General features: G+C 65.6%; 11 protein-coding genes and 1 pseudogene. 5 read left to right on the top strand and 7 right to left on the bottom strand.

All coding sequences use genetic code 11. From position 1 onward, the window contains the following. Both B7R93_RS00235 and B7R93_RS00230 read left to right on the top strand, forming a co-directional pair. Positions 1-1,455 carry a hypothetical protein gene (locus tag B7R93_RS00235; RefSeq protein ID WP_232797850.1) on the top strand — a complete coding sequence of 485 codons (1,455 nt, stop codon included), beginning with the start codon at positions 1-3 and terminating at the stop codon, positions 1,453-1,455. Next, positions 1,445-2,800 (top strand): protoporphyrinogen/coproporphyrinogen oxidase, encoded by a 1,356-nt coding sequence (locus tag B7R93_RS00230; RefSeq protein WP_232797849.1) that lies wholly within the window; start codon positions 1,445-1,447, stop codon positions 2,798-2,800. Before B7R93_RS00235 ends, B7R93_RS00230 begins: the two co-directional genes overlap by 11 nt. 18 nt (positions 2,801-2,818) lie before the next feature. Here the strand turns inward: B7R93_RS00230 and B7R93_RS00225 are convergent, their stop codons facing one another. From B7R93_RS00225 to B7R93_RS00205, 5 genes are all read right to left on the bottom strand, one after another. Continuing rightward, positions 2,819-3,760: an NAD-dependent epimerase/dehydratase family protein gene (locus B7R93_RS00225; RefSeq protein ID WP_103018854.1), complete on the bottom strand. Its 942-nt coding sequence runs from the start codon at positions 3,758-3,760 to the stop codon at positions 2,819-2,821. 52 nt (positions 3,761-3,812) lie between these two features. Next, positions 3,813-4,241: a secondary thiamine-phosphate synthase enzyme YjbQ gene (locus B7R93_RS00220; RefSeq protein WP_103018853.1), complete on the bottom strand. Its 429-nt coding sequence runs from the start codon at positions 4,239-4,241 to the stop codon at positions 3,813-3,815. Positions 4,242-4,284: 43 nt separating this feature from the next. Beyond that, entirely contained in the window at positions 4,285-5,520 is a 1,236-nt protein-coding gene (locus B7R93_RS00215; RefSeq protein ID WP_232797848.1) for an endonuclease/exonuclease/phosphatase family protein, read from the bottom strand. Between the two features lie 56 nt (positions 5,521-5,576). After that, positions 5,577-6,884 (bottom strand): histidine--tRNA ligase, encoded by a 1,308-nt coding sequence (hisS, locus tag B7R93_RS00210; RefSeq protein ID WP_232797846.1) that lies wholly within the window; start codon positions 6,882-6,884, stop codon positions 5,577-5,579. A gap of 63 nt (positions 6,885-6,947) precedes the next feature. Continuing rightward, complete coding sequence (locus B7R93_RS00205) at positions 6,948-7,433, bottom strand: PTS sugar transporter subunit IIA (RefSeq protein WP_103018851.1); 486 nt, start codon at positions 7,431-7,433, stop codon at positions 6,948-6,950. Positions 7,434-7,705: 272 nt separating this feature from the next. Between B7R93_RS00205 and B7R93_RS00200 the strand changes: the two genes are divergently transcribed. Next, a complete protein-coding gene (locus tag B7R93_RS00200; RefSeq protein WP_232797845.1) occupies positions 7,706-9,991 on the top strand; it encodes an APC family permease in 2,286 nt (761 codons plus the stop codon). A gap of 91 nt (positions 9,992-10,082) precedes the next feature. Next, positions 10,083-12,560: a pyridoxal phosphate-dependent decarboxylase family protein gene (locus tag B7R93_RS00195; protein ID WP_103018850.1), complete on the top strand. Its 2,478-nt coding sequence runs from the start codon at positions 10,083-10,085 to the stop codon at positions 12,558-12,560. 52 nt (positions 12,561-12,612) lie between these two features. Here B7R93_RS00195 and B7R93_RS00190 read toward each other — a convergent pair whose 3' ends face one another. Then, complete coding sequence (locus B7R93_RS00190) at positions 12,613-14,697, bottom strand: HDOD domain-containing protein (RefSeq protein ID WP_103018849.1); 2,085 nt, start codon at positions 14,695-14,697, stop codon at positions 12,613-12,615. Positions 14,698-14,953: 256 nt separating this feature from the next. Continuing rightward, the gene (locus B7R93_RS00185; protein WP_103018848.1) at positions 14,954-17,731 is read right to left on the bottom strand and encodes a PAS domain-containing sensor histidine kinase; all 2,778 of its coding nucleotides are present in this window, start codon (positions 17,729-17,731) and stop codon (positions 14,954-14,956) included. Positions 17,732-18,248: 517 nt separating this feature from the next. Here B7R93_RS00185 and B7R93_RS00180 point away from each other — a divergent pair. Further along, a pseudogene (locus tag B7R93_RS00180) lies at positions 18,249-19,195 on the top strand (methyl-accepting chemotaxis protein); the annotation flags it as partial.

The following is a 19,195-nucleotide window of genomic DNA, read 5'->3' as shown; positions in this document are numbered from 1 at the left end:
ATGTGGCGTCGGCTTTGCTCGGCCCCGGGCGTGGCGTGGGCGGCAGTGCTCCTGGCGTGCGTAGCCACTCGGCTCGCCACGGCGATCTCGTACATCGAGGACCCCGACAGCCTGCGCTTTGCCCTCAGCGTGGCCGACGAATTCGACGTGGCAGCGCTTCAGCCGCACTTTCCAGGCTATCCCATCTTCTGGGCAGCGGCAGAGGTGTTTGCCATCCCTACCGGAAGTTTCAGTGCGGCGTTCGCGCTGGTGGGAGGGCTGGCGACCGGGGGGCTCATCTGGGCGCTCCTGCGCCTGTGGGGCCGGCGGCTGCGGTCGGCGGAGGGGGCCACCCTGGCTGGGGTCGTCATGTTCAACCCGCTGCTGTGGCTGATGGGGAACCGCTACATGCCCGACCTGATGGGCACGGCGGGGGCGTTCGCTGTTCTGGCGGCGCTGGTTGCAGCGCTGCGCGCATCGGAGTCCTCGCGAGCCCGAAGGTGGGCCCTCGCCGGAATGGTTGGGGCGGGCCTTCTGGCGGGCCTGCGGCTGTCGTACATGCCTCTGGTTTTCGTGCCGGTCCTCGCGGTCCTGTGGCATGTGAACCGGCGCGGCCTGCAGGTTCTCGCAGGAACGGTCGGCGTCCTCGTGTGGCTGGTGCCGATGACGCTCGACACCGGGCTGTGGCCCCTGGTGGACGTGGCGTGGGGCCAGACGACCGGCCACTTCACCGACTTCGGCGGCACGGTGCAGACGGAATCGGACCTCGGGCGCCGCCTCACTGGAACCCTGCAGGGCCTCTGGGCCGACGGCCTCGGCGGCTGGTGGGCGGGCCGACACTGGAGCACGGCCGTCGTCGGGGCGGGCGTACTGGGCACAGGGGCAACGGGCGTCTGGCAACTGTGGCGGAGGAGTGCCCTGTACACCCGGCGCACTTGGCTCGTGGTGGCCTGCGCGCTCGTCTATGGCGTCTGGATGTTCTTCTTCCAGAATGTGGTCCACAAGAGCCGGCACGTGCTGCCCCTCCTGGCCCTTCTGCTTCCCGTGCTGGCGATGGGTGCGGTCGCCCTGTGGCGAACCCGGTCGTGGCCCGTCCGCGCGGCAACACTGGTCGCCGCCGGGGCCTACGCCACGGTTACGCTCGTGCTCGTTGCCCAGCATCGCACCCCGACCGCCGTCGCTCAGGCCAAGCGCTTTGTGGAGACGCAAACGAGCCAGCCCGGCCCCACGCGGGTCGCCTCGGTACCGCTGGTCAACACCTACCTCCGGACCCAGCAGGTGGACGCCCGGTTTTTCTCGGTCGAGGACTCCACGGACGTTCGCCGCCTGGGCGAGATGGAGGCGGGCCAAACCCTCGTGGTGGGCACCTACGCGTCGCTGCTCAACCAAGCCCCAACCCGCACTCGCACGTTCTACCACAACCCGCATGTCAACCGCATGTGGCCCAACGTAACCGTTTATGTCTATGACCACTGACACACACGAAGCGCCGCTGACCGTGCTGGGCGGCGGACCAGCGGGGCTCGCAACCGGCTTCTACGCCCATCGGCACGGACTCGACGTGCGCCTCTTCGAAGCCGCGGACGCCATCGGCGGCAATGCCCGCACACTGGAGCTGGGCCCGTTTCGCTACGACACCGGCGCGCACCGCTTCCACGACAAGAACGACGCGGTCACCGCCGACGTGAAGGCGCTCCTGGGCGACGACCTGCGCCGCATCGACGCCCCCAGCCAGATCAGCTGGCGGGGACGCCGCATCGACTTTCCGCTGGCTCCCTACGACCTGCTGCGGAAGCTCCCCCTCTCCCTCCTCGCGCAGATTGCATGGGAGCAGCTGTCCATCCCCCGGGTCTCGGAGAACGCTGAGCACTTCGAGGAAATGGCCCTTCAGAGCTACGGGCCCACGCTCGCCAACCTCTTTCTCTTGAATTACACTGAGAAGTTGTGGGGCGCCAACGCCGACACGCTTTCTCCCCGTGTGGCCGGCGACCGCCTGGAGGGGCTCGACCTCAAAACCTTTTTCCTAGAGGCCCTTGGCGGCGCGAAGGAGAAGGCGCGCCACCTTGACGGGTCGTTTTACTATCCGAAACACGGCTACGGCCAGATCGCCGAGGCCACCGCCGACGCCCTCGGCCGTGAGCACATCCACACCGGCGCCCGCGTCACACGCTTGGCTCACGACGGCGCCCAGATCCAGCGCGTCACGATCAACGACAAAGCCCCCGTGGGCGTGGAGACGGTGGTAAGCACACTGCCCCTCACTCTCGTGCTTCGCCTTCTGGATCCCCCACCGCCCGACGACATCCAGGCGATCGCCGAATCCATGCGCTTCCGGCACCTTCGCCTGGTGGTGCTGGGCCTGGACCGGCCCCGCCTCACGCCAAACGCCTCGCTGTACTTCCCTGACCGCTCTGTTCCCTTCACGCGCCTGTACGAACCAAAGAACCGCAGCCCGGACATGGCCCCCGACGGGCAGACGGTCGTCGTCCTCGAACGCCCGTGCCATCCGGACACCGCCGCCTGGACACGGCCGGACGACGCCCTACGGGCCGATGCGGTCTCCCTCTTGACCGACCACGGCCTCCTCCACGGCGACGAGGTGGTGACGTCCGCCCACCACGAAGTGCCGTTCGCGTATCCGATCCTAGAGGTTGGAGCCGAGGAAAAAGCGGAGTGCCTCAAGCAGTACCTGGATCGCTTCGACAACCTCCACCGGCTGGGCCGGAGCGCGGACTTTGTCTACACGCACACCCACAACCTCTATTCCCGCGCCAAGTCTCTTGCTCAGTCGCTGACTACAGACGCGGCCCCGGCGGCGTAGCACAGCCCACGGCACTGCTCATCCGATCCGCGTCCGCCCCACCCAGTCCGCCTCCCTCACAATGCCGTCCCGGAGCGACGTGGTCGGGGCAAACCCAAGAAGCCGTCGGGCCTTTTCGATGCAGGCGCGGGTGCACTGCTGGTCGCCCGGCCGGGCCGGCCTGCGCTCGATGCAGAGCGGCCGGCCCACCACCTCGGCCACCCTCTCCAGCACGCGGAGTGTGGAGGTGGAGGACGGGGCACCAAGGTTGACAACCTCCCCCGCACACCGCGGAAAGCGGTCGAGTGCAGTGACCAGGCCCTCCACAACATCCCCGACGTACGTGAAGCTCCGCCGATGGTGCTCGCTTCCTTCGAACAGGGGAAAAGCCTGCCCTCTCCGAGCACAACGGAGGGCCTTCGGAATCAGCTTGTCGGGCCGCTCGCGGGGGCCGTACACGGAAAAAAGCCGGAGCACACAGCTGTCCCATCGCTCCGGCTCGGCGCGAGCCCGCACGATCGCCTCCGCCCGGCGCTTCGTGCGGCCGTAGACGGACACAGGGGCGAGCGCTGCGTCTTCGGGGGCAGTCGCCTCCCGCCCGTACACGGACGAGGACGAGGCAAAGAGAAACGCCCGAAGCTGGGGATGTCCCGCAAGGGCGTCCAGCAGTCGCTCGGTCGCACGGACATTGTTTCGGACGAAGGCCCGGCGGTCGGTCTCAGGGGAAAGGCCGGGCTGGGCAGCCAAGTGGTACACCCCCTCAATGCCGTCCAGGACAGGGCCAAGCGGGTCCGCCGCGAGGTCGAGTCGTGCCGTCTCGATGCCCCGGGCCGCCAGCCGGTCAACGTTGTTTCGTTTCAGCGAGCGGTCGTAGTATCCAGTGAGCGCGTCGAGGCCCGTCACGTCGTGTCCCGCGTTGGCCAGTGCCTCGGCCAGATGAGAGCCGATGAAGCCTGCCGCACCCGTGACGAGAACTCGCATGGAGCAATGAGATTTTCTGGGAGAGTGCGTCTCACGGTCTCCAGACACAGACCTACACCGTCTCGCCGCGAATTGTCACCACCACCGAGCGGGCGCCGCCATGGTTGCGGTGCTCGTTCAGGTAGATGCCCTGCCACGTGCCGAAGGCCGGCTGCCCATTTTGAATAGGAATTGAGAGGCTCGTGTCGAGCATAGACGCCTTGATGTGGGCGGGCATGTCGTCGGGCCCCTCCACCGTGTGCTCGTAGTAGGGCTGGTCCTCGGGCACCATCTCGTCAAAGTGGCGCTCCATGTCTCCGCGTACCGCCGGGGCAGCGTTCTCGTTGATCGTGAGCGAGGCGGAGGTGTGCTGGAGGAAGACATGCAGGAGGCCCACCCGGAGGTCATCGAGCCGGGGCCCCGGCTCCAGAATCTGGTCGGTGACAAGGTGAAACCCGCGGGGCTTCGGGGCCAGGCGAACGGTGGTCTGTCTCCACTCCATGTCGAAAGAGGGATTGGAAGGGGGCGTAGCGGCGGGGGGGAGCCTACGGGCCGACGCGCACATCCACCCAGACGGGAAAGTGGTCGCTCACGGGCACGTCGGGGATGGCGGCCGGACGGGGCCGCCACACCCCAGCGTCCCGCACCGACAGATTGGACGAGGGCAGGACGTAGTCAATGCGCGCCGCCCAGCGGGCGGTGTCGTCGGGATCGAGGTCCGGATGGTCGGCCTGCCGGGCGGGCGTGGCCTTGGGAACCGTGCCTCCGTCGACGCGCTCGTGGGCGACAAGGCGCCGGATGGCGTCCCGAAAGACAGAGGCATCGTCCGGGTCGGCATTCAGGTCGCCCATAACGAGGAACCGGGCATCGTCGTGGAGCCCTCCCGCCCGACCCGAGTCGTCCTCCACGTAGGAGGCCTGATTCAGGTAGTCGCTCCAGAACTGCACCTCATCGTGGTTCCGGTGGTTGTTGCGGCGGGCCGCCCCGTCGAAGCCGGGCGGGGTGGGGTGGCTGGCCAGGAGATGGAGGACCTTCCCGTTGGGCAGCTGCACCGGCACATCCCAGTGACTCTTGGACGAGAGGCGCACGTCGGCCCAGGCGTCGGGACTGTACCAGGGCTCGAACGACGTGGTGTCGAGGGGCACCGAGGCATTCGGCTTTTCGTGCCACGGCAGGCGCCGGAACGTGCGAATCGAGTCGCGGAGCACCGTCCAGTCGTCGCGGACGAAGAGGGCCATGCCGTACTGTCCCGGAAAGACGCCAAAGCCCCACGCGTCGTTGCCGTAGGCACGCCCGGCGTCGCTCTGTGGGGGCACGCTGCCATCGTCGGGCGGACCGGGAACCTCCGGCACGGCCGAGACAACCCGCCCGTCGTTGTTGAGGTCAAGCCCACTGTGGAGTCCGGTGTTGACCGGCAGCATGACGGGCTGGTACGAGATCCCCTCCAGCGAGTCCGCCTGCGGGGGGGACAGGTAGTGGTGCGCGAAGCGCTGCGCGTTGTGGCCGTCCGGATCGCCCGCACGGTAGCCCGGGGCCCCCGGCTGGTCGTACGTCATCTCGTTGACGAGAAGGACGTCGGGCGCGAGGTGCTGGATGCGCGCCGCCGCCCGCCGGAGCCGGGGATGATCGGACCGGCGCAGGTCGGCGGTGCGCACGTCCTCGATGTTGTAGGTCATCGCCCGCACGGGGGTCGCCTGCCCGGTCCTGGCCTGCTCACGGGGGCGACACCCCACCACCAGTCCCGTGACCACGAGAAGAAGCACCCAGAGTTTTTTCGGCATGGAGACGACAGGCAATTGACAATGCTTCGCACATCCCCCTCACGCCCAGGGCCCTGCTAGGCGGTCTCGGCGGTGCGGGTGAGATACTCGATCAGGCCGTCGAAGGGGACCTCTTCTTGCGCCCCACTCTCCATCTCCTTGACGGTCGCGGCCTCGGCCTCCAGTTCGTTGCCCCCAATGATCATCGTGTACGGGGCGTTCTGTCGGTTCGCCTCCTTCATCTGCGCCTTCAGCGAGCGGCCCATCAGGTCGTGCGCCACGTGCAGACCCTCGGCGCGGAGCGCCTGCGCCGTGCGGAAGCCCCACCGCTCCGCCTCCTCCCCCAGCGCCGCGATGAACACATCCGGCGTGGGCGTGTCGGCCAGCTCGACGTCCGCGGCGTCGAGCGCGAGGAAGAGGCGCTCCATCCCCGCCGCAAAGCCGACGGCCGGCACCGGCGCGTCGCTGCCCAGCACCTCGGCCAGTCGGTCGTAGCGCCCGCCCCCGGCGAGCGCGCTCTGCGCCCCGAGGCCCGGGTGTTCGAGCTCAAAGGTGGTTTCGGTGTAGTAGTCCAGCCCCCGCACGAGGTGCGGATCCTCCACGTATTCAACGCCCAGGTCGTCGAGCAGCCCCTTCACCGTGTCGTAGTGCGTCCGGCTCTTCTCGTTGACAAAATCGATGAGCGTGGGGGCGTCCCGCAGGATTTCTTGCTCGTGCGCCTTCTTCGTGTCGAGGATGCGGAGGGGATTGCGCTCCAGGCGGCGTCGGCTCGTCTCCGACAACTCGTCGGCGTAGGGCTCGAGGAAATCCTGGAGCGCCCCTACGTATTCCTCGCGACACTCCGGCGTCCCGAGCGTATTCAGTCGCAGGCGAAGGTCGGAGAGGCCGAGCGCGTCGCACACCGCCATGAGCACGGCAATGGTTTCCGCATCGGCCCGCGGCTGGTCCGCCCCCAAAACTTCGATGCCAAACTGGTGGAACTGCCGGTAGCGCCCCTTCTGCGGCTGCTCGGCGCGGAAGCACGGCCCGATGTAGAACAGCTTCTGCACCCCACCGCGCTGGTCAAGATGGTGCTGGAGGAACGAGCGCACGACCGGCGCCGTGATCTCGGGCCGGAGGACGTACTGCGTATCGCTTCGCTCGAAGGCAAACATCTCCTTCTGTACGATGTCGGTCGACGCCCCCACCCCACGTGCCACGAGCTCCGTCGGCTCCAGCACAGGCGTGCGGATCTCCTCAAAGTTGTGGCGGCGCATCACATCCCGGACCGTGGCCTCCACATGGCGCCACTCGGCGCTGGCGGCGGTCCGCGTGCCCCCGTCGTCGGTGTGGGGGTCCGGGAGGATGTCGAAGGTACCCTTGATGTTCTGGAAGGAAGTGCTCACAGGCAAAACCGATTGCTCAGGAAGATCAAAGAAATGAGGCCCTCTCCGTCGTCCCCGCCGGGGTTAGCTGCGAAGTGCGTCCTCCCCGTCGCGAAGGGCTTCGATGGCCGTCTCTGGCGTCTTAGCGCCCAGGAGACGGTCCCGCAGCGACGCCCGACTCACGAGCCGCGAGATGCGCCCCAGGATTTTGACGTGCTGTGACTTGTGCTCCTCCGGCCCCACGAGCAGCAGGAGGATTCGCACCGGCACGTCGTCGACCGCCCCGAAGTCGACCGGCTCTTCGGTCGTGGCGAAGGCCGCAACCGTGTCGGAGGCCGCTGCGGCCTTGGCGTGCGGGAGGCCAAGCCCTTTCCCCACGCCGGTTGACATTTTCTCCTCGCGCGCAAAGACCGCCGTCCGAACGTCGTCGAGGCTGCTGATGGCCTCGTGGCCGGCAAGCACATCGACGAGCGCATCGATCACCGCTGTCTTCGAGGACTCGTCCAGCCCAATACGGACGCGCGTCGGATCCAGCAACTGGTTGATCTTGGTGGTTTGGGTCGTCGGCATGCGCACAGCCGGATCGGTGAGGCAGACAAGACATGGGCCGACTACGCAACCGGCCCGTCATAGGATAGGACAGGACACTGCCGATTTCATGTATTCGCCCGAATGCGCCCCGGGGTTCCGCTCAGCAAACGGGCACTGTCCCCGTCAGCAAAGAAGATTTCACGATCTCGTCGGACTGGGCCGGAGGGCGCTCGGCGGATCGCGCCCCCATTCGCACATCGTCGCTCACGGTCCTTACCTTCCAGAAGACACCTCTTCAACTTTCCACTGCCATGCTCGATTCGTTGCGTTCCGGGAATTCGTCATCTGATTCGTCCGACTCGGGGCCTCCCTCAGGGGCCGAGATCGACGAACGCATGCACCCGGGGGACGCTCCCATTTCGGGGCGCAAACAATTCGGCACCTTTGGCGGGGTCTTCACCCCCACTGTGCTTACAATTCTTGGGGTGATCATGTATCTCCGAGAGGGCTGGATCATCGGGAATGCGGGCCTGCTGGGCGGGCTGCTCATCATCACAGTGGGATTTGCGATTACGTTGTGCACGGCCCTGGCGATGTCGTCGATCACCACCAACATCCGAATCGGGGCGGGCGGGGCGTACGCCGTGATTGCCCAGTCGCTGGGGCTGGAGGTGGGCGGCAGCGTCGGCATCCCGCGCTATCTCTCGCAGGCCCTGGCCGTCACGATGTACATTTTCGGGTTCCGGGAGGGATGGCTGTACCTGTTTCCCGGCCACCACGCCCTGCTGGTGGACTTTGCCACCTTCGCGGTGTTGTACGGCATCGCGTACGTGAGTGCAGACTTTGCCATCCGCGTGCAGTACCTCATCATGGCCGTCATCGGCGCGTCGCTGGTCTCCATCGCCGCGGCGGCCGCCACCGGGTCGATGCAGTACGGCCTTGGGGAGATTCAGCTGTGGGGCGACTTCATGGGCAGTTCCCAAAGCCCCGCGGAGGGCCCCTCGTTCTGGGTGGTGTTCGCCGTCTTCTTTCCCGCCACGACCGGCATCATGGCCGGGGCCAACATGAGCGGCGACCTCGAGGACCCGAAGCGGAGCATTCCCCTCGGCACCCTCGCGGCCATCGGCGTCTCGTTTGTGATTTACGTCCTCCTGGCCGTCTGGCTGGCCCGCTCGGCAACGCCGGCCGAGATGACGGACAGCTACTACGTCATGATGGACAAGGCGTACTGGCCCGGCGCCGTGCTGGCCGGCCTGCTGGGGGCCACGTTCTCCTCCGCCCTGGCCTCCATGGTGGGGGCCGGGCGCATCCTGCAGGCCATGGGCGCCCATCAGGTGGTGCCGAAGGCGGACTGGCTCTCGTACCTCGCGCCGGATGGGGAGCCGCGCCACGCCATGATGGTAACGGGCGGCCTCATCCTCGCCTCCCTCCTGGTGCGCGACCTGAACGCCATCGCGCCGCTCATCACAATGTTCTTCCTGGTGACCTACACGATGATCTGTGCGGCGGTCTTGATCGAGCAGAGCCTGGACCTCGTAAGCTTTCGCCCTCGCCTCCGCATCCCACTCTGGGTCTCGTTCCTCGGCCTCGCCGGGTCCCTCGTGGCCATGTTTATCATTAGCCCTACAATCAGCCTCGTGGCGCTGGTCGTCACGCTCGGGTTCTACGTCGTGCTGGCCCGCCGCCAGCTGGACGCCCCCTTCGAGGACGTGCGCAGCGGCCTGTTCGTGGCGCTCGCCGAGTGGGCAGCCAAGACGGTGACGGAGCTGCCCACCATGCAGGAGCGGGCCTGGAAGCCGAACCTGCTGGTGCCGGTCGAGCGCAACAGCGACCTCCGCGGCTCGTTCCTCACGCTGCAGGACCTGACGACCCCGCAGGGCTCCGTCAAAATTGTGGGCCTGAGCCCGAACGGCACGCCGGAGGGGCTGAACCAGGACCTCGATACCCTGACGGCCGCCTTTCGGGAGCGCAATATTTTCGCCTCGTCCACGGTCATCGACGCGGGCGGCTTCACCGAAGGCCTACGGGCCGGAATGCAGGCCCTCCGGGGGGCCTTCTTTCGCCCCAACATCGTGTTTCTCCGGATGCCTGCCTCCCCAGAGCGCGAGGCCGACTACCGCCGCGTCATTGCGGAGGCGGATCGGGAGCAGATGGGCACGCTCCTGTATGCCCCGCACCCCCGGGCGTCGCTCGGGCAGCGCCAGACGATCAACGTCTGGATCCGCGACCGCAGCCCCGACTGGCGCATCTCAATGGAGATCGGCAACCTCGACCTCGCCCTGCTCACCGGCTACAAGCTGTCGCAAAACTGGGACGCACAGATGCGACTCGTGACAACCGTTCCGGCCCCCGACCAACAGGACAAAGCCCAGGATTTCCTGGAGAAGCTGATCGACCTCGGCCGGTTTCCGGACAGCACGGCCGTCACCGGCACCGAGCCGTTCGACACGTACATCGAGAGCGCCCCGCGGGCCGACCTCAACATCTTCGGCCTCCAGCCCGAGCCAGACTTCGATACGGTCCACCGCCTCGTCGGTCAGACGGACTCAACCTGCATGTTCGTTCGCGATTCGGGTCGGGAATCGGCCCTTGCGTAGGGCCGCTCGGTGAAAATTCTCCGTACCGAAAAGGTTTGCGTCCACAGCCCGTACGGAACGCACTGATCCCTCTCGCACATCCTTCTCTTCCATGTCCGACACGCCCTCTTCCGACACCCTCCACAAGGCCGCTTTTCTGGGACCGAAGGGCGAGAACGCCGACGAGCTGGAGCGCCTGCTCCTCGAAGTGCTCCGCGACCACGTCTTTTGGCGCCGCAACTTTCACCCCCGCGACCCGCGCCTGATCGACGAGCGCGACAAGCGCACCGAGGCGTTCGACGACATGTCCGCCCGGCTGCGGGACGAGCTCTCCAAAATTCTGGCGGAGCTGAAGCGGGCGGCGCCCCTCTACTCGCCGCGGCAGGTGGCCCACATCGTGAGCGACCCCTCGCTCCCCGCCTTCGTGGGCTATTTTGCCGGCCTCCTCTACAACCAGAACAACGTGGTGGCGGAGGTGTCCCCCGAAACGGTGCGGGAGGAGCGGGCCTACTTCAAAGCCCTCGCCGAGATGGTGGGCTACCCCACGTTCCTGCCCAAGACGCTGCCCCAGGACGCCCACACGCGGCGCTCGACCTACAGCTGGGGCCATCTCTGTAGCGGCGGGACGGTGGCCAACTTGGAGGCGCTCTGGATCGCCCGAAACATCCGGCTCTACCCACTGGCCGTCCGCCTCGTGGCCCGCCAGACCGACGCGTTCGCGTCGCTTGCCGACCTGGAGGTAACGACCGCCACCGGCGAGCGCGCGGCCCTCAGGGCGCTGTCCACGTGGCGCCTTTCGAACCTTCCGATCGATGCCATTACCGACCTGCACCTGCGCATCAAGGCGACCCTGGGAGAGGGGCCGCCGGAACGGGCGCAGGCGTTTCAGGAGGCGCTGCCCAGCGTGCGACGGGCCGGGCTTGCCTCGTTTCTGCTCCAGTACAACCGCGCGTTTCCCGACGACCCGGCGCGCCTGCCAAAGGTATTCATCTCGCAGGCGACCCACTACTGCTGGCAGAAAAACATGGACGTGGTGGGCCTCGGGGCCGACGCGCTGGAGACGGTCCCCGTGGACGACCGCATCCGCCTCAACACCGACGCGCTGCGGGAGCGGCTACGGACGTGCATCGAGAACCGGCAGCCGGTGCTCGGGGTAGTCTCCATCGTGGGCACCACGGAGGAGGGCGCCATCGACCCGCTGCACGAGATTGAGGCCGTGCGCAGCGAGATGGGCGACGCCGGCCTCACGTTCTGGCACCACTGCGACGCCGCCTTCGGGGGCTTCTTCGCCTCCCTTCTCCCAAAGACGGACGACGGGGACTTCGTCCCGCCCGCTCAGCTCGACGACGACCTCGTGGGCCCCGACGGCCTCTTGCCCACCGACGACGTGGAGGCCCTTGCGATGCTCCCCGCGACGGACTCGATGACGATTGATCCTCACAAGTTTGGCTACGTGCCCTATCCCGCGGGCGCTGTTCTCTTCCGCGACCATCACGTCCGTGACGCCATCGCGTACAAGGCCCCGTACCTCGCCGACGAGGACCAGTCCGGCTTTGGCGGCTTCCTCGGGCAGTGGACGCTGGAGGGCTCCCGGCCCGGCGCGGTGGCCGTGAGCTGCTACCTGTCGCAGGCGATGGTGCCCCTCACCCCCGAGGGCCACGGGCGCTTCATGAAAAACTGCATCCAGGCCAACCAGCAGCTGTTCGAGGCCCTGACGGAGCGCTTCGCCGCCCCTGAGGGCGAGCTGGACCTGCGCCCGTTCCACCATCCGGAGACGGTGGCGTTCTGCTTTGTGGTGGCGCCGGGAGAGGGCGTCGAGAGCGTCGCCGCCCTCAACGACTACACGAACCGCATCTGGCAACAGATGACCGTCGACGGGCGGGAGGACATCAACCAGTACGCCTTCCTGCTCTCCCAGACGGAGGTCGGGGTGGCCGACTATGCGCACATCTTGGAGGACCTCCTCCCCACCGACGTGGTCCAAGAGGCCGCCGAAAACGACGCGTCGCTGACCCTCCTCCGCACCTGCCTCATGAACCCGTTCCAGTCCGACTGGAATACCGACGAGGGCTCTTTTCCGGAGCAGGTGGCCGACTTTCTCTACGACGTGGCGCTGGAGGAGCAGGTGGCCCATACGTTCCCGCCGGTGCCGCGCCCCGATGCCGATCGTCATCCCATCCTGGTCGTCGAACAGGCCCCCCGGGCGCAAGAGGGCCTCGCGCGCTACCTGGAGCACGACGAGAAGGTGATCGCCCACTTCGACGTTCGCTCCTGCAGCGCCGCCCCCCTAAAGGATCTTCGGGACCGCCTCGATGACGTGCGCGACCTCGTCCTCCACGTCGACCCGTCCGCCCCATCGCAGGCCGTCCGCATCGCGCGCTGGCTCGTGGACGAGGCCCGGATCGCCCCCGAACACGTGCTCGCCGTGACGACACAGGCCTCCAACGGCACTGAGGTGACGACACGCCTCGGAGAACTGGGCCTCCCTGCCCACAACGTCATTCTCGAGCCCGACCTCCTCACCAGCACGCGACGGCTCGTGCTGCGGCTCAACGCCCGGCGCGACATCCCGGCCCCCTCATCATCGTGATGGGCTTTGGGCATTGTCTCCTCGCGGCAGGGCCCGGGCCGTCGGGCGGGGGCTACGCCGCGTCCAACACCTCGCCCACAAACTCCTGGGCGTCGTTGACGATGCCCGTGACCGATGAGATCAGCTCGCCCTCGGAGAGCGGCTCCCCGTCGACCACGTGGCGGATGACCTGAAAGTCCCGAAGATCACTGGTGAGGGCCTCCGGTCCGCCCCACGGATCGTCGTCTTCGAGGCCGCCTGCGTGGTGGGCCACCTCAAACGCCAGCGCGACGATTGGGACCAGCGGCCGGTACTGCTCGCGGGCACGTCCGGGGCGGTGGTGGCCACGGAGGACGGCCTGCAACCGGTCGGAAACGCCGCACGCCTTGCCGACCGCCGCCCCGTTCTGCACATAGTCCTCTTCGAAGTGCAGAATCTCTTGTCCCTGCGGGGGCGGCCCCTGGAAATCGCCCGACCGATCCGGCCCTTCAAACCAGAGATCGATGTAGGTCTCCTCTTCTTCGAGAAGGGCCAGGCGGCCAATTTGGGCAAAAATTCCGCCGGCATACGCCACCCCGGGGGCCTCAAAGCCGACCTCTTTGGACACCTCTCGGGCAATGTAGGCCGTCAGCACGCTCGTTCTCATAATGTACTGTTGCACCCGCTCTCCGCCCGGCTCGTCGGCGGAGGAGAAGCTCTCCCCAATCACCTTCGTCAGGATGAGATTGCACACCGGCTGAAAGCCCAGGTACCGCACGGCCCGCTCCACGGTATCGATGGACTCCCGCATGCTGTAGTACGCCGAGTTGATGTGGCGAACAAGCCACTGCGACACCACCGCATCTTTCTGAAGTGCCTCCGTAAGCGCCTCCACGTCCGGAGTCTCGGGGCTGGACGCGAGGCTTGCGACCTCTGTGAGCGTGGTCGGAATTGGGGGCAGCTCGATCCCCGACAACACGATCTCGGGGGCCTCGGTCTCCGGCAAGGCAGAGCCGTTCAGCCACCGGTCGACGACCTCGAGGATCTCCCGCTTGGTGACCGGCTTGGCCACGACATCGTTGAACCCAGCCCGGAGAAAATGCTCGCGGTGGTCGTCCAGGGCGTACGCCGTGCAGGCCACCGCAGGGGTGGACGCGTACCCCTCCATCTTGCGCACCGACTGAAGCACTTCGACCCCCGTGCGGCGGTCCTTCAAATTTACGTCCAGGATGAAGACATCGTAGGCCCTCTCTTCGGCCTGCTGGATCGCCTGTCCCGCCTCCTCGGCTATGTCGACGTGGTAGGTGTCTTCGAGCATCCGGCACAGAAGTCGGCGTGTGACGTCGTTGTCTTCTACAATCAACAGACGGACCGCATCTTGCCCGACGGCCTCACCGGATTCGGGACGGGCCGCGCTCGTCACGTCCCGGGGCACGCACAACGTGAAGACGCGTCCCTCGCCAGGATTGCTCTCGGCGTCGAGGGTCCCCTTTACCTGGTGAGAGAGGGCCCGGGCGAGCGGGAGGCCGAGCCCGAGCCCTTCCGAAGAGGCGTCCTGCTTGGGCTTCCGGTGCGTGAAGGGCTCAAAGAGGGCCGAGAGGTCCTCCGTCGAAACATCGGCGCCCATGTCTTCGACGTGAAAGGCGATTGCGTCGTCTTCTTCATCGACGCGGAGGGTCCCCTCTTCTTCCGGCGCGACCGCGATCGCAGTCGCGAGAAGGTGTCCCAAGGCCTGACGCAATGCCTCTTGATTCGTGATCATCTCGACCGGCGACGAGGGAGCCTTGAGGGTAAGATCGAGTCCATCCTCGCGGGCGGCCAGGGGGCCGTCCTCGAGAAGCTCTTCGGCCAGGGCGACAGCGTCGACCTCCGTAGGATCCGGGCCGCCCTGATCGCCGGAGAGATGAGCAAGATATGTTATCGACCGGAAGATCCTACGGAGCCCCTCTCCATGTTCCTGTAGCTGTGCCGTCGGTTCTTCGGAGTCGGCGGACGCAGCCCGCAGCTGCTCGACCACGCCAAGCATCTCGTCCAGGACCGACGCCGTTTCACGCCCCAGGCGTTCTACGAAAAACGAGACGTCCCCCTGCCCAGAGAGAAGGTCCCCGAGATCATCTTTCTCAAGACCGTCGGGACGCTCGTTCACTTGATCGTTTTCGGTAGAGTGGTTTGAGCTCATGGGATGGAAACATCGAGCAGAGAGTTGGAAAACTACCGATTATTTGGCACCACAGACTACACCAAGTACTGGTGACAAAAAGTTTAAATTTTAATGAACAAAAAAACGAGACGCTATTAGGATTTGCCAATCCGCTTCTAGCCTGCCCGCCAGCGCCCGAAGCCCCGCGTTGAGTCCGTCTTCACTGGTCCACATGGGGTGGGCACTCTCGCCCCCTGCGTGCTCTCGGGGATGGCGCGCCCCACAGGCGTCCGGTTCAGCGCGGAAACCGCACGGCAAATTGCGTCCCGACCCCCTTCTCACTTTCGACCTCGATGCTCCCGTCCATGTAGGTCGTAAGCCGATCCACAATCGAGAGCCCCAGCCCACTCCCTTCGTACTCCCGGTCCAGTCCTTCGGACTCCTGCTTGAACGCATCGAAGATCTTCGGCTTCGCGTCCTCCGCAATCCCGACCCCGGTGTCCTCAACCTCTAGCAGGACCGTCTCGTCCCCTTCGGAGCGGGTTCGGACCTGCACACGTCCGCCCTCCGGCGTGAATTTGATGGCATTCTCAACGAGGTTGGTCACGATTCGGCGGGTTGCCGTCTCGTCCAGCCGGGCCTCGACCGAGGCACCCGGGCTGTCCACCTCCAGCTGCACATCTTTCTCATAGGCCCTCAGGTTGAGGTCCTGTGCCACCTCTCGGACGATCACGTCCAGCTGAACGGGATCATCGTCGAGCGTGTAGGCGTCGCCCTCCAGCCGAGAGAGCTCAAGCACCGAAGTGAGCGTCTCTTGGAGACGCTGCCCGCTTCGAAAGATCTGCTCGGCCATCTCGGCATCTTCCCCCTCCACGTCTTCGCGCAGCAGGTCGGCCGACCCGATCATTGACATGAGGGGCGTGCGGACCTCGTGGCTCATGTTCGCGAGCATCGCCGACTTGAGCTGGGCGGCCTCCTCCGCCTCTTCCCTCGCTTCGACGAGCGTCTCTTCTCGCTCGAGTCGCTCCAGGGCCAGTGCTGCGTAGCTCGCGAGCACCTCCAACAGGTGTAGGTTGAACGAGCTGAATCGTCCCTGCTCCCTGCCGAGCACCACCGCGCCGTGTCCGGCGATTGGGATCCCTGCGAGGGTCGTCAGCGCGCCGTAGTCGAGTTCACTCTCCAGGTCGTCGGAAGAATCGATCACTACGGCCTCCCCGGCCCGGATGGCGCGGGTCGCCGCAAGATCCGCGTCCATCGGACGAGGTCGTGGCTCGGGCATCCGCGCGAGGTCCTCCGCCACTGTTTTCTTGGGGGTGAAGGCCCCATCTTCCACCAGGCCGATGTGCACGAGTGGAAAGTCAAAGACCTCTTCCAGCACGACGAGAATACGATCCGGAACCGCGTCTCGTCGGTCAATGGAAAAAAGTCCACTGGTCGCCTTGTACAGCGCCTCGATCTTTCGGCGGCGCGTTTCGATCGTCTCTTCGCGTCGCTTGCGCTCGGTAATGTCCCGAAGGGTCCCCACAATTTGCTGCACCTGTCCGTCGACGACCACCGGCGCGAGACGGGCCCTGAAGTACGCCGCCTCCCCTTTTGCGTACAGTTTCTCCTCGTAGTCGAGAGACGCCTTGCGGCGCTTGCACTTCCGACACTTTGCCTCCAAAAACGCACCAGGCTCTTTCCCGAAGACCTCACTCGGGGACCGTCCACAGATGTCATCTTCCGCGTGCCCAAACGTCTTCTCATAGATGGGATTGGCCCGCCGGTACGTGAACGCCCGCTCTGCCCCCTCCCGCTCCACGTCGATGAGAAAGAGGGCATCCTGGGCATTTTGGAACAGCGTCTCGGCCTGTTCGAACCGCCGCTCTCGGGCCTTGCGTTCGGTGATGTCCGTGACAGCGCCGTCGTTGTACGTGCGTTCTCCCCCGGGCGATTGTACCGTTTTCGTGCTCAGGAGACCGGTAAACACCGATCCATCCGTGCGTTGAAATTGCACCTCTACCTTGTCGAGGCCTCCCTGCTCGTCTTCCTCGCGGTAGAGCGCCTCCCGTTCGGCGGGGTCGGCATAGAATTCCGACGGGTCCGCCGACCGCAACGCTTCGAGGCTCTCGTAGCCGAACATCTCTACGAAGGCGGAATTGGCGTAGGCAATTCCCTCCTCCGAGGTGGATCGGTAGATGCCCTCAGAGACGTTTTCGGTAATTGATCGGAGCATCTCTTCTCGCTCTCGGAGCTGTGCATCTCGTTCTCGTCGCTCCGTGACGTCGTCGAAGTAGAAGGCGAGGCCGCCGTCCGGGTTCGGGTAGGCCTGAATGTTAAACCACGCGTCCAGCCCCTCGAAATGCTCCTCAAAACGAACTGGCTTCCGGGTCTGCATCGCGCGGCGGGACTCCTTCTCGATGCGAGTCCCTTGTGCCTGGGCAAACACATTCCAGAATTTTCTTCCGAGTAGCTCTTCTTCGGGCACGTCGAAAAGCGATTCGGCCTGGTCGTTGACGAGCGTGAGGCGCCACTCGGCGTCCACCTCCATGATCGTGTCGGTAACACGCTGGATCACTTGCTCGCGGCGGCGCTCCTCCTCGATTCGCTCTGTAATGTCGAGAAGGAGCCCGCGAAACAGAATCCCTTTCCCGTTCGGCTCGGGCTCTGCAGATCCCAGAAGCCACATTCGGTCTCCGCTGGGGCGGTCAAACGGGACCTCCAGCTGCCAGTGCGACTGGCTTGCGACCGCCTTCTCAACCGACCGCAAGAATTTTTCCCGGTGGCTGTCCGGAATATGCTCCACGAACCGTTCGTAGAACCCGCCTGCCTCGGTGGGGAGCCCCAGGAGCTCCCCTGCGCCCTCGCCGATAAACGCGAGGGACTGTTCGCCGTCCGGGCCGACCCGGAATTCGTACGGCACGCCCGGCATGCTGTCGGAGAGGGCCTCCAGGCGAGCGCTCTGCTCCGCCTGTTCTTCCGCAGCCTCCTCCTCTCGGCGGTACCCTCGTCTCAAACGTTGGCCGATCCGGAAGGCCCCCAGTCCGAAGAGGACGGCCCCCGCGCCGACCGCGAGCACAAGCAAATATGTCATGTGGACGGGACCAGGTGGTGGAAAGGACGGGCGGAGCAGAAAGCAACTCTCAGCGCCGAGTTACCCCCCCATGGGGAGCCTGTGTGCGGCGTTCGAGGGCGAAGTCGGCAAAGAGCCGTCCGCGGAGTGCGAGAGACGGCATGCCCAGGGGTCTGTTCTTATCGGCAAGGATCGTCGGTCGTCTCTCAGAAGAGAGGGCACGCTGTGGCTTCTTTGTGTGAATCAAATTTTATACCACGGCGACGCGTAGTGCGGCCGACGTGGAGAGGCCTTGCAACCCAGCCGGCAGATCGTTCCTCTCCGGCGGATCCTCGTTGAGCGCACCCGTTGACCTTCGCCCGAGTGTTCGCACGTTCAACCCATTTCTTGCTTTCCCAGGTTCACATTCTGTAAATTAGAAGTGAAAAGTAACAGGCCCACCGGCTACGTTTAAATCCGGGAGTCCGACGCGCGATGACCCCAACGCATCAGTCATGTAAATCATGTAACCAATGAATTTTCGCAGCCACCACCTCCCATGAGGCTTTCCAAAATCACGCGCATCGCCGGGATCTCACTCACGGTACTTTTGGTCGTCCTCGGCACGGGATTGTATTTCAACTCCCGCTCTGCCGACGCCCTCCAGTCTTCCTACGAACGGCAGTTCGACTTCCAGAACCTTAGCCAGCAGGTCGCTGACGCCTCCGACTACCTGACGCGTCAGGCCCGCTTGTTTGCAGTCACCGGCAATCAAAAGTACCTCGACAACTACTGGACCGAAGTCCAGCAGGTGCAGCGCCGCAAGATGGCTGTCAGCGAACTGGAATTGAAGGAGGCACCAGACGAGGCGCTTCAGCTCTTGGAGGAGGCCAAGAACGAATCCGACGCACTGGTGGAAACTGAGGCGCAGGCGATGCGCCTAGTCCTGGAGGCCGATGGCGTCCCGGCCTCAGACATGCCCACCCCCATTGCAGAAACGGACCTGGACGAAGCGGCCCGGGCTCTCTCCCCCAATGAAAAGCGGGCAAGAGCGCGTCAACTTATGTTCGGGGACGAGTACCTCGCGGCGAAGAAGCGCATTCTGGGCCCAACCGAGGAGTTTCAGAGGACGATCGAAGAGCAGGCGGCACAAGAGGTGGCCTCAAGCCGAAGTTGGTCGACCACGGTCCGGTGGGCAATGGTCGGCATTTTCGTGCTTCTGGCGGCCGGCGTGGCGGCGATCTTGTACGTCCTCCGCACCCGAGTGGCCCAGCCCCTCCAGTCGTTCGCCCGCCAGATCGGCGGTGAGGGGGAACGGACGTACGTCTCCCTGACCGGGGCCCACGAAATCACCGAGGTGGCCGACACGTTCAATGATCAGCAGCGTCAGGTCACCGACGCGATGGAGGCGCTGGAGGAGGAGAAGGCCTCCGTCGAGCGGCGCGTGGAGGAGGCGGTCCGCGAGTCCGAGCAGCAGCGCGAGCGCCTCGAGGAAAGCGTCGACAC

Source organism: Salinibacter altiplanensis (assembly GCF_002894645.1).
GTDB lineage: Bacteria > Bacteroidota > Rhodothermia > Rhodothermales > Salinibacteraceae > Salinibacter > Salinibacter altiplanensis.
This window is presented reverse-complemented; position numbering and strand designations above follow the sequence as displayed.